Source organism: Streptomyces sp. NPDC057900, from assembly GCF_042887885.1.
Lineage (GTDB): Bacteria > Actinomycetota > Actinomycetes > Streptomycetales > Streptomycetaceae > Streptomyces.
Genome location: NZ_JBHVOI010000014.1, coordinates 1 through 11,270, shown reverse-complemented (window position 1 = coordinate 11,270; position 11,270 = coordinate 1). Strand labels below are relative to the sequence as shown.

The window sequence follows — 11,270 nt, the reverse complement described above, 5'->3', positions numbered from 1 at the left end:
CGCAGGGAAACCTGAACATCTCGCACACGACAGTGGGCACGTCCACCTGAACGTGCCCACTGTGCCTGCCGTGCCTGCCGCGACCTGCGCCCGCCGCGACAGCGGCCGAGTCCGCGTACCGCCGTACCGTCGCTCGCTCCGCCCCGCCGCTTTCCGTCTCGCTGTTTGAGGCCTCGCTACTTGAGGTCGAACTCGCCGTCCCGGGCGCCCAGTACGAAGGCGCGCCACTCGGCCTCCGTATAGCGCAGTACGGTCTCGGGATCCAGCGAAGACCTCATCGCCACCGCCCCGCCGGGCAGATGCGCGATCTCGACGCGCTCCTCGGCATCCTCGGTGCCGGGGGCGCTCAGCCATTCCACTCCCGAGATGTCGAGTGCGTACAGCTCGTCCTTCTCCGCCTGCGTGCCCATCGTCAAGGGTTCCTCTCCGTACGGTGGCTCTGCACGGCACCGTACAGGTCCGGAACGGGCGGGGGACCCGGTCGGGAATTCCGCGGCGCGCGGCCCGGATCTGTGCTCCCGTCGGGTGCGCTCCGGGTGGCTGGTAGTCTGGGTGTGGCCGTTTGTGTACGCGTTCCCGGTTCGTTCTGGGAACTGCGCTCATCGGACCTTCGCTCCCGAGTCACGCAAGCTCCCCTGAGATCAAGACCAGGGGCACTCGTGGGCGCATCGAACACCTAGAGGAGTACCGCGTGCCGCTCGACGCCGCTACGAAGAAGCAGATCATGACCGAGTTCGCGCAGAAGGAGGGCGACACCGGTTCCCCCGAGGTTCAGGTGGCCATGCTCTCCCGCCGCATCTCGGACCTCACGGAGCACCTCAAGACGCACAAGCACGACCACCACTCCCGTCGTGGTCTGCTGATCCTGGTCGGCCAGCGTCGCCGCCTTCTGCAGTACCTGGCCAAGAAGGACATCCAGCGCTTCCGTGCGCTCGTCGACCGCCTCGGCATCCGCCGTGGTGCGGCCGGCGGCGCCAAGTAAAGACGCTGTGAAAGGGAGCGGTGCCCGTATCCATGGGGCCGCTCCCTTTGCCGTACGTGCGGGACTGGGGTCAAGCTCAGTAACCTGGACGTACAACACCAGACGAGGAGAGGCGCCCCACGGCCGCCGCCGGTCCTCGGTAGTGGCCCCCGGGACAACGCCCGGGAGCTTCGATCGAAGACCGGCCCCGCACACACGGTGCGCCTCTCCGCACCGTCCTGCGCCACACGGGCGACAGGACGAAAGACGACGAGTATGGAGAAAACACTAGTGGAGAACGAGACCCACTACGCCGAGGCCGTTATCGACAACGGAACCTTCGGCACCCGCACCATCCGCTTCGAGACGGGCCGCCTGGCCAAGCAGGCCGCCGGCTCCGCCGTCGCGTACCTGGACGACGACACCATGGTGCTGTCGGCCACCACCGCTTCCAAGCGGCCCAAGGACCAGCTCGACTTCTTCCCCCTCACGGTGGACGTCGAGGAGCGGCAGTACGCCGCCGGCAAGATCCCCGGCTCCTTCTTCCGCCGGGAGGGCCGCCCCTCCGAGGACGCGATCCTCACCTGCCGCCTGATCGACCGCCCGCTGCGCCCCTCCTTCAAGAAGGGCCTGCGCAACGAGATCCAGATCGTCGAGACGATCATGGCGCTCAACCCCGACCACCTGTACGACGTGGTCGCGATCAACGCCGCCTCCGCCTCGACGATCCTGGCGGGCCTGCCCTTCTCCGGCCCCATCGGCGCCACCCGCGTCGCCCTGATCAAGGGCCAGTGGGTCGCCTTCCCGACGCACACCGAGCTTGAGGACGCCGTCTTCGACATGGTCGTCGCCGGTCGCGTCCTGGAGGACGGCGACGTCGCGATCATGATGGTCGAGGCCGAGGCCACCGAGAAGACCATCCAGCTCGTCAAGGACGGCGCGGAGGCCCCGACCGAAGAGGTCGTCGCCGCCGGTCTGGAAGCCGCGAAGCCCTTCATCAAGTCGCTCTGCAAGGCCCAGTCGGACCTCGCCGCCAAGGCCGCCAAGCCCACCGGCGAGTTCCCGGTCTTCCTCGACTACCAGGACGACGTCCTGGAGGCGCTCACCAAGGCCGTCAGCACCGAGCTCGCCAAGGCACTCACCATCGCCGGCAAGCAGGACCGCGAGGCGGAGCTCGACCGCATCAAGGAGATCGCGGGCGAGAAGCTCCTCCCGGCCTTCGAGGGCCGCGAGAAGGAGATCTCCGGTGCCTACCGCGCGCTGACCAAGAAGCTGGTCCGCGAGCGCGTCATCAAGGACAAGGTCCGCATCGACGGCCGCGGTGTCACGGACATCCGTACGCTCGCAGCCGAGGTCGAGGCCATCCCGCGCGTGCACGGCTCGGCGCTGTTCGAGCGTGGCGAGACCCAGATCCTGGGCGTCACCACCCTCAACATGCTCCGCATGGAGCAGCAGCTGGACACCCTCTCCCCGGTGACCCGCAAGCGCTACATGCACAACTACAACTTCCCGCCGTACTCCGTCGGTGAGACCGGCCGCGTGGGCTCGCCCAAGCGCCGCGAGATCGGCCACGGCGCGCTCGCCGAGCGCGCCATCGTGCCGGTGCTGCCGTCGCGCGAGGAGTTCCCCTACGCGATCCGCCAGGTCTCCGAGGCGCTGGGCTCCAACGGCTCGACGTCCATGGGCTCGGTCTGCGCCTCCACCATGTCGCTGCTGAACGCCGGTGTGCCCCTCAAGGCCGCCGTCGCCGGTATCGCCATGGGCCTGATCTCGCAGGAGATCGACGGCAAGACCCACTACGTCGCCCTCACCGACATCCTCGGTGCCGAGGACGCGTTCGGTGACATGGACTTCAAGGTCGCCGGTACGAAGCAGTTCGTGACCGCGCTGCAGCTCGACACCAAGCTCGACGGCATCCCCGCCTCGGTCCTGGCCGCCGCGCTGAAGCAGGCCCGTGACGCCCGCCTCCACATCCTCGACGTGATGAACGAGGCCATCGACGTCCCGGACGAGATGTCCCCGAACGCCCCGCGGATCATCACCGTCAAGATCCCGGTGGACAAGATCGGTGAGGTCATCGGCCCCAAGGGCAAGATGATCAACCAGATCCAGGAGGACACCGGCGCCGACATCACGATCGAGGACGACGGCACCATCTACATCGGTGCCCAGCAGGGCTCGCAGGCCGAGGCCGCGCGCGCCACGATCAACGCGATCGCCAACCCGACCATGCCGGAGGTCGGCGAGCGCTACCTGGGTACGGTCGTCAAGACCACCACCTTCGGTGCGTTCGTCTCCCTGATGCCCGGCAAGGACGGCCTGCTGCACATCTCGCAGATCCGCAAGCTCGCCGGTGGCAAGCGCGTGGAGAACGTCGAGGACGTGCTCGCCGTCGGCGCCAAGGTCCAGGTCGAGATCGCCGAGATCGACTCCCGCGGCAAGCTCTCGCTGATCCCGGTCGTCGAGGGTGAAGAGGACGAGAAGAAGGACGACGCCGCCAAGTGACGTCCCGTAGTTCCGTGACGACGGCCCGCACCTCCTCGGAGGCGCGGGCCGTCGCCCGTACCCAAACGCTTCTCAAGGGCAGCAACGGCATCGGCACGGTACGCCGCACGGTCCTCCCCGGCGGCCTGCGCATCGTCACCGAGACCCTGCCCTCCGTACGCTCCGCCACCTTCGGGATCTGGGCCAACGTCGGATCACGCGACGAGACCCCGACCCTGAACGGCGCGACGCACTACCTCGAACACCTCCTCTTCAAGGGCACCGGCACCCGCAGCGCCCTGGACATCTCCTCCGCGATCGACGCGGTCGGCGGCGAGATGAACGCCTTCACGGCGAAGGAGTACACCTGCTACTACGCGCGGGTCCTCGACACGGACCTGCCGCTGGCCATCGATGTCGTCTGTGACATGCTGACCGGCTCCCTGATCGCCTCCGAGGACGTCGACGCCGAGCGCGGCGTCATCCTTGAGGAGATCGCCATGACGGAGGACGACCCGGGCGACTGCGTGCACGACCTGTTCGCGCACACCATGCTCGGCGACACCCCCCTGGGGCGCCCGGTCCTCGGCACGGTCGACACGGTCAACGCGCTGAGCCGCGGCCAGATCGCCCGCTTCTACAAGAAGCACTACGACCCCACGCACCTCGTCGTCGCCGCCGCGGGCAACGTCGACCACGCCACGGTCGTACGCCAGGTCCGCAAGGCCTTCGAGCGGGCCGGCGCGCTCTCCCGCACCGACGCGACGCCGGTGGCGCCCCGTGCGGGCTCCCGCACGCTGCGCACCGCGGGCCGGGTCGACCTGGTCAACCGCAAGACCGAGCAGGCCCACGTCGTCCTCGGCATGCCGGGACTGGCCCGCACCGACGAGCGCCGCTGGGCACTCGGCGTACTCAACACCGCCCTCGGCGGCGGAATGAGCTCCCGCCTCTTCCAGGAGGTACGGGAGAAGCGCGGCCTCGCCTACAGCGTGTACTCGTACACCTCGGGCTTCGCGGACTGCGGCCTCTTCGGGGTGTACGCGGGCTGCCGGCCCAGCCAGGTGCACGATGTCCTCAAGATCTGCCGCGAGGAGCTCGACCGCGTCGCGTCGGACGGACTCGACGACGACGAGATCGGCCGGGCCATCGGCCAGCTCTCCGGATCCACGGTCCTCGGCCTGGAGGACACCGGCGCGCTGATGAACCGCATCGGCAAGAGCGAACTGTGCTGGGGCGAGCAGATGTCGGTCGACGACATGCTGGCCCGCATCGCACAGGTCACCCCGGACGACGTCCGGGCGGTGGCGGGCGAGGTCCTCGGACACCGCCCCTCGCTGTCGGTCATCGGCCCGCTCAAGGACAAGCAGGCCGACCGCCTCCACGAATCAGTGGCCTAGTCACCCGAAAGAAGTAAGCATGAGCAAGCTGCGCGTAGCCGTTCTCGGTGCCAGGGGTCGTATCGGCTCCGAGGCGGTACGAGCTGTCGAGGCCGCCGAGGACATGGAGCTGGTGGCCGCACTCGGCCGCGGCGACAAGCTGGAGACCCTCACGGACACCGGTGCCCAGGCGGTCGTCGAGCTCACCACGCCCGCGTCGGTGATGGAGAACCTCGACTTCTGCGTCCGGCACGGCATCCACGCGGTGGTCGGCACGACCGGCTGGACCGACGAACGGCTCGCGCAGCTGAACACCTGGCTCTCCGGCTCGCCGGAGACCGGTGTGCTCATCGCGCCCAACTTCTCCATCGGCGCGGTCCTCACGATGAAGTTCGCGCAGCAGGCCGCGCGCTACTTCGAGTCGGTCGAGGTGATCGAGCTGCACCACCCGAACAAGGCCGACGCCCCCTCCGGCACAGCCGCCCGCACCGCCCAGCTCATCGCCGCCGCCCGCCGCGACGCGGGCAGCGCGCCCCAGCCGGACGCCACCAGCACGGCGCTGGACGGGGCGCGCGGAGCGGACGTCGACGGGATTCCGGTCCACTCGGTCCGGCTCCGCGGCCTCCTGGCCCACCAGGAGGTGCTGCTCGGCAGCGAGGGCGAGACCCTCACCATCCGGCACGACTCGCTGCACCACAGCAGCTTCATGCCGGGCATCCTGCTCGGCACCCGCCGTGTGGTGACCACTCCGGGCCTCACATTCGGCCTGGAAAACTTCCTCGACCTGAACTGACTGAGCCCACCGCCATGCGCGCAAAGATCACGTACACCGTCACCGCCGCCGTCCTGGTCTTCTATTTCGTCCTGGCCGGCAGCCGTGGCGTCCTGCTCATCCGGCACGGCACGCTGCTCACGGTGACCTTCGGGGTCGCGGTGCTGATCCTGCCGCTGATCGGCATCTGGTTCCTCTGGAAGAACACCCAGTTCGTCCGGCGGGCCAACGCCCTGGCCGCCGAGCTCGACGCCGAGGGCGGGCTGCCGGTCGACGACCTGGCCCGCACCCCGAGCGGCCGCATCGACCGCGACTCCGCCGACGCGGCCTTCGTACGCCGCCAGGCGGAGACGGAGGACACCCCGGACGACTGGCGCTGCTGGTTCCGCCTGGCGGTCGCCTACCAGGACGCCCGGGACACTCCCCGGGCCCGCAAGGCCATGCAACGGGCCATCGCACTGCACAACACCGGCACACCGCCCCCGGCCCACTCGGGCCCGGCAGACACCCCGAGCCAGTCCGGCACCTCAAGCCCGTCCGGCGTTTGAGGACAATCTTTGAGCCCGTCCGGCGATTGAGGACATAAAAAACCGCCCGGCGACTGAGGAACACCCAGGTCGCCGGGCGGCAAAGCTACGGCCCTACTGCTGCCGGTACTCGTCCCCCCAGGCCTCGATCGTGTCGGCGGCCCGGTCGAACGCCTCGCCCCGCGTGAGGAAGTCCGCGTTGGAGTCCGTGAGCAGCGGCGGCACCGCGTCGCCACCCCGGCGCACGACGATCAGGGCCTGACCCTGAACCGTCCGGGGGAACCCGAGCCACTTCACCGGCTGCTGCACCGTACGGACCGCGGTGGCGCGGTTCCACGGCACGGTCGTCGTACGGAAGAAGCCGACGCGGCGCACGCCGTGCCGGCTCACCCAGGCGCCGATCCGCAGCATCCGCAGGGCGCAGATGATCACGGCGAGTGCGAGCGCCAGACAGGCACCCGCCCCGGGCCCGGCTCCGGCGAACGCGATGATCATCCCTGCGAACAGGATGAACGAGGCGAGCAGCAAAAGGGTGGCCGCGGCCGCGACCCGCCACGGTCCGGGGCGGTAGGGGCGCCGCCAGCTGTCGTGGTCGTCGAACGGCAGCGCTACATCCTCAGCGCTCGCGTCAAACGCGCGGTCGGCCGTCAGGAAGGGCAGGGGCACGACTGATCCTCACTCACAAGCACGCTCGATTGCTGTGCCCGGTGAGGCTACCGAGGGGGTGGCGGGGCGTACCACCCCAGGGGGCCCGTACGAGTCAGTGCCCCGGTGCCGCCTCGGTCTGCTGGCTGTGCGAGGACGACTGATCGGGTGCCAGGGCCGGAAGGCCGACCAGCAGCGATCCGGCGAGGCCGGCGATCACCGCGAACCCGACGAGGCTGCGGGCCGCCAGCTCGGAGAGGGTGGTGCGCTCCCGGGGCGGCGGTGTGACGTTGCTGCGGAATCGGTCGGCCTCGGCCACGAACGAGAACGGGACGGCTTCACGCCGGCGGAACATGAGGTAACTCTCCTTGAACTCTGTATCGGGTGGTGCTAATGAGTCAGACGCATGGCGGGCCCGATCGGTGCCCCGAATCGCCGAATTGGTCGAAAGAATCCTCGAAAGGGCGGTGCCGACCGCGTTGTCAGAGGCGGCCCGTAGAGTGGGCGCCGCCCGAGCGACGCCATTGGAAGGACCCCGCCGGTGACCGAGACCCCCGAGCCCGCAAAGCCCAGCTTCCGCAGCGATGTCACCGTTGAGCTGGTGAAACATGCCGCAGGCGACTCCGATGTGCTCTTCGCCGCCCGTGTCTCCACGGCCGGTGAGCAGTCCCTGGAGGAGATCACCAAGGATCCTGAGCGCTCCAAGGGGCTCATCAACTACCTGATGCGGGACCGGCACGGAAGCCCGTTCGAGCACAACTCGATGACCTTCTTCATCAGCGCCCCGATCTTCGTCTTCCGCGAGTTCATGCGGCACCGCGTCGGCTGGTCGTACAACGAGGAATCGGGCCGCTACAGGGAGCTGGAGCCGGTCTTCTACGTCCCGGGGGAGTCCCGCAAGCTCGTCCAGCAGGGCCGTCCCGGCAAGTACGAGTTCGTCGAGGGCACCGAGGTCCAGCAGGAGCTGACGGGCCGCGTCATGGAGGACTCCTACCGCCAGGCTTACGAGGCGTACCAGGAGATGCTCGCGGCGGGTGTGGCCCGCGAGGTGGCCCGTGCGGTTCTCCCGGTCGGACTGTTCTCCTCGATGTACGCCACGTGCAACGCCCGCTCGCTGATGCACTTCCTCGGCCTGCGCACCCAGCACGAGCTGGCGAAGGTCCCGTCCTTCCCGCAGCGCGAGATCGAGATGGTCGGAGAGCGGATGGAGGCGCACTGGGCGGAGCTCATGCCGCTCACCCATGCAGCCTTCAACAAAAATGGACGCGTCGCCCCATAGGCGGTGTCCGTATTGCGGCGTTTCGTGAAGTTCATCTAGGCTGATCAAACGGACCCGGCACTGCTTGAACCCCCGAGCAGGCAGTGCCGGGCTCCTATCGCTTGTCCCCCCGAGGGGACACCGGGCGCCGAGCAACGAGTAGCGTGTTACCCATGGCTCCGATCTCCACTCCGCAGACCCCCTTCGGGCGGGTCCTCACCGCTATGGTCACGCCCTTCACGGCGGACGGCGCACTCGACCTCGACGGCGCCCAGCGGCTCGCCACCCATCTGGTGGACGCAGGCAACGACGGCCTGATCATCAACGGCACCACCGGCGAGTCCCCGACCACCAGCGACGCGGAGAAAGACCAGCTCGTAAGGGCTGTGCTTGAAGCAGTGGGAGACCGGGCGCACATCGTCGCCGGCATCGGCACCAACGACACCCGCCACAGCGTCGAGCTCGCCCGCACGGCCGAGCGAACCGGCGCGCACGGCCTCCTCGCCGTGACGCCGTACTACAACAAGCCGCCGCAGGAGGGCCTGCTGCGGCACTTCACGGCGATCGCTGACACCACCGGCCTGCCGGTGATGCTGTACGACATTCCCGGCCGCAGCGGTGTGCCGATCGACACAGAGACGCTCGTCCGGCTCGCGGAGCACCCGCGCATCGTGGCCAACAAGGACGCCAAGGGCGACCTCGGCCGGGCCAGCTGGGCCATCGCCCAGTCGGGCCTCGCCTGGTACTCGGGCGACGACATGCTGAACCTCCCGCTCCTCTCGGTCGGCGCGGTCGGCCTCGTCTCCGTCGTCGGCCATGTCGTCACCCCCGACCTGCGGGCCCTGGTGGAGGCCTTCCTCGGCGGCGACGTCCAGAAGGCCACGGAGATCCACCAGAAGCTCCTCCCCGTCTTCACCGGCATGTTCCGCACCCAGGGCGTGATCACCACCAAGGCCGCGCTGACCCTCCAGGGTCTCCCCGCCGGCCCGCTGCGCCTCCCCCTGGTCGAACTCTCCGCGCACGAAACGGCACAGCTCAAGATCGATCTCGCCGCCGGTGGGGTACAGCTGTAACCACAGACTTCACAACTGAATACGCGAAGAAACCTCGCAAGAGGGCAACACCCCAAGACAACAGCAAGTGCACGATTGACATGCGCGCCACGTGCCCAAGCGGTACGTGGCGCGTGTGGTAAGGAGAGTCTTTTGAGTCATCCGCATCCTGAACTCGGCACCCCGCCGAAGCTCCCGAAGGGCGGCCTGCGGGTCACCCCGCTCGGCGGCCTCGGCGAAATCGGCCGCAACATGACGGTCTTCGAGTACGGCGGCCGCCTGCTCATCGTCGACTGCGGCGTCCTCTTCCCCGAGGAGGAGCAGCCCGGAATCGACCTGATCCTTCCGGACTTCACGACGATCCGGGACCGCCTCGACGACATCGAGGGCATCGTCCTCACGCACGGCCACGAGGACCACATCGGTGGTGTCCCGTACCTGCTGCGCCTGAAGCCGGACATCCCGCTGATCGGCTCCAAGCTGACCCTCGCGCTCATCGAGGCGAAGCTCCAGGAGCACCGCATCCGTCCGTACACCCTTGAGGTCACGGAGGGCCAGCGCGAACGCATCGGCGTCTTCGACTGCGAGTTCATCGCGGTCAACCACTCCATCCCGGACGCCCTCGCGGTCGCCATCCGCACCCCCGCGGGCATGGCTGTCGCCACCGGTGACTTCAAGATGGACCAGCTTCCGCTGGACGGCCGCCTCACCGACCTGCACGCGTTCGCGCGGCTGAGCGAGGAGGGCATCGACCTGCTGCTCTCCGACTCGACGAACGCGGAGGTGCCCGGCTTCGTACCGCCCGAGCGGGACATCCAGAACGTCCTGCGCACGGTCTTCGCCAACGCCCAGAAGCGCATCATCGTGGCGAGCTTCGCCAGCCACGTGCACCGCATCCAGCAGATCCTCGACACGGCCCACGAATACGGCCGCCGGGTCGCCTTCGTCGGACGTTCGATGGTCCGCAACATGGGCATCGCCCGTGACCTCGGCTACCTGAAGGTCCCCGCGGGTCTCGTCGTCGACGTGAAGACTCTCGACGACCTGCCGGACGACGAGGTCGTGCTGGTCTGCACGGGTTCGCAGGGTGAGCCGATGGCGGCCCTGTCCCGGATGGCCAACCGCGACCACCAGATCCGGATCGTCCAGGGCGACACCGTCATCCTGGCGTCGTCGCTGATCCCGGGCAACGAGAACGCGGTCTACCGCGTGATCAACGGCCTCACCCGCTGGGGTGCCAACGTCGTCCACAAGGGCAACGCCAAGGTCCACGTCTCGGGCCACGCCTCGGCCGGCGAGCTGCTGTACTTCTACAACATCTGCAAGCCGAAGAACCTGATGCCGGTCCACGGCGAATGGCGCCACCTCAGGGCCAACGCCGAGCTGGGTGCCCTCACCGGCGTACCGAAGGACCACATCGTCATCGCCGAGGACGGCGTGGTCGTCGACCTGATCGACGGCAAGGCCAAGATCGTCGGAAAGGTCCAGGCGGGCTACGTGTACGTCGACGGCCTTTCGGTCGGCGACGTCACGGAGACCTCCCTCAAGGACCGCCGGATCCTCGGCGACGAGGGGATCATCTCCGTCTTCATCGTGGTCGACAGCAACTCCGGCAAGATCGTGGGCGGTCCCCACATCCAGGCCCGGGGCTCCGGCATCGACGATTCGGCGTTCAGCGCGGTCGTACCGAAGGTCCAGGACGCGCTGAACAAGTCCGCCCAGGACGGCGTGATGGAGCCGCACCAGCTCCAGCAGCTGGTCCGCCGCACAGTGGGCAAGTGGGTCTCCGACACCTACCGCCGGCGCCCGATGATTCTTCCGGTCGTCGTCGAGGTCTGACCCGGACGCGGCACGAACAGGCGCTAACTCCGGAGCGGGGCCCCCGATTTGCATCGGGGAGCCCCGCTCCAGTACGTTTACGGCTCCGCCTCACCGGGAAGCACCGCGCGCACTCGTGCGCCGCATGGTTCCCACGGAGGATGGAAATTCCGACTCAGAAGTTCTGATAAAGTCGGAACCGCCGAAAGGCAAGGCCACTTCAACGGCCACCGGAATTCAAATTCGAACCGGGAACGGAACGAAATAGAGTCTGGTAAGGTTGGACTCGCCGGAAAGGGAAACGCGAAAGCGAAGAACTGGAAAGCGAAAATGCGAGGCCCGCTTCGACCGGGAATCGGACACGAAAGAGTCTGATA

General features: G+C 68.2%; 11 protein-coding genes. 8 read left to right on the top strand and 3 right to left on the bottom strand.

From position 1 onward, the window contains the following. Positions 1 to 176 precede the first annotated feature (176 nt). The gene (locus ACFVQ0_RS32390; protein WP_073739179.1) at positions 177 to 410 is read right to left on the bottom strand and encodes a DUF397 domain-containing protein; all 234 of its coding nucleotides are present in this window, start codon (positions 408 to 410) and stop codon (positions 177 to 179) included. 281 nt (positions 411 to 691) lie between these two features. Here ACFVQ0_RS32390 and rpsO point away from each other — a divergent pair, with 281 nt between their 5' ends. From rpsO to ACFVQ0_RS32365, 5 genes are all read left to right on the top strand, one after another. After that, positions 692 to 982, top strand: coding sequence for a 30S ribosomal protein S15 (rpsO, locus tag ACFVQ0_RS32385; RefSeq protein ID WP_018551846.1), 291 nt, complete (start codon positions 692 to 694; stop codon positions 980 to 982). 270 nt (positions 983 to 1,252) lie between these two features. Then, positions 1,253 to 3,466, top strand: a complete 2,214-nt coding sequence (locus ACFVQ0_RS32380) for a polyribonucleotide nucleotidyltransferase (RefSeq protein ID WP_073739180.1) — start codon at positions 1,253 to 1,255, stop codon at positions 3,464 to 3,466. Beyond that, complete coding sequence (locus tag ACFVQ0_RS32375; protein ID WP_390092768.1) at positions 3,463 to 4,842, top strand: M16 family metallopeptidase; 1,380 nt, start codon at positions 3,463 to 3,465, stop codon at positions 4,840 to 4,842. Before ACFVQ0_RS32380 ends, ACFVQ0_RS32375 begins: the two co-directional genes overlap by 4 nt. 19 nt (positions 4,843 to 4,861) lie before the next feature. Next, the gene (dapB, locus tag ACFVQ0_RS32370) at positions 4,862 to 5,614 is read left to right on the top strand and encodes a 4-hydroxy-tetrahydrodipicolinate reductase (protein ID WP_390092767.1); all 753 of its coding nucleotides are present in this window, start codon (positions 4,862 to 4,864) and stop codon (positions 5,612 to 5,614) included. A 14-nt stretch (positions 5,615 to 5,628) separates the two neighbouring features. Then, a complete protein-coding gene (locus tag ACFVQ0_RS32365; RefSeq protein WP_390092766.1) occupies positions 5,629 to 6,141 on the top strand; it encodes a hypothetical protein in 513 nt (170 codons plus the stop codon). 93 nt (positions 6,142 to 6,234) lie between these two features. Here the strand turns inward: ACFVQ0_RS32365 and ACFVQ0_RS32360 are convergent, their stop codons facing one another. Together ACFVQ0_RS32360 and ACFVQ0_RS32355 are read right to left on the bottom strand one after the other, a co-directional pair. After that, a complete protein-coding gene (locus ACFVQ0_RS32360; RefSeq protein ID WP_311302893.1) occupies positions 6,235 to 6,786 on the bottom strand; it encodes a hypothetical protein in 552 nt (183 codons plus the stop codon). Positions 6,787 to 6,880: 94 nt separating this feature from the next. After that, on the bottom strand, positions 6,881 to 7,120 hold the full coding sequence (locus ACFVQ0_RS32355) for a hypothetical protein (protein ID WP_390092765.1): 240 nt from the start codon (positions 7,118 to 7,120) through the stop codon (positions 6,881 to 6,883). Between the two features lie 186 nt (positions 7,121 to 7,306). Between ACFVQ0_RS32355 and thyX the strand changes: the two genes are divergently transcribed. The 3 genes from thyX (at position 7,307) to ACFVQ0_RS32340 (ending at position 10,914) form a co-directional block, all read left to right on the top strand. Next, entirely contained in the window at positions 7,307 to 8,044 is a 738-nt protein-coding gene (gene thyX, locus ACFVQ0_RS32350) for an FAD-dependent thymidylate synthase (protein WP_390092764.1), read from the top strand. Between the two features lie 152 nt (positions 8,045 to 8,196). Next, positions 8,197 to 9,096, top strand: a complete 900-nt coding sequence (dapA, locus tag ACFVQ0_RS32345; protein ID WP_390092763.1) for a 4-hydroxy-tetrahydrodipicolinate synthase — start codon at positions 8,197 to 8,199, stop codon at positions 9,094 to 9,096. Positions 9,097 to 9,228: 132 nt separating this feature from the next. Further along, a complete protein-coding gene (locus ACFVQ0_RS32340) occupies positions 9,229 to 10,914 on the top strand; it encodes a ribonuclease J (protein ID WP_390092762.1) in 1,686 nt (561 codons plus the stop codon). The last annotated feature ends 356 nt before the right edge of the window (positions 10,915 to 11,270 follow it).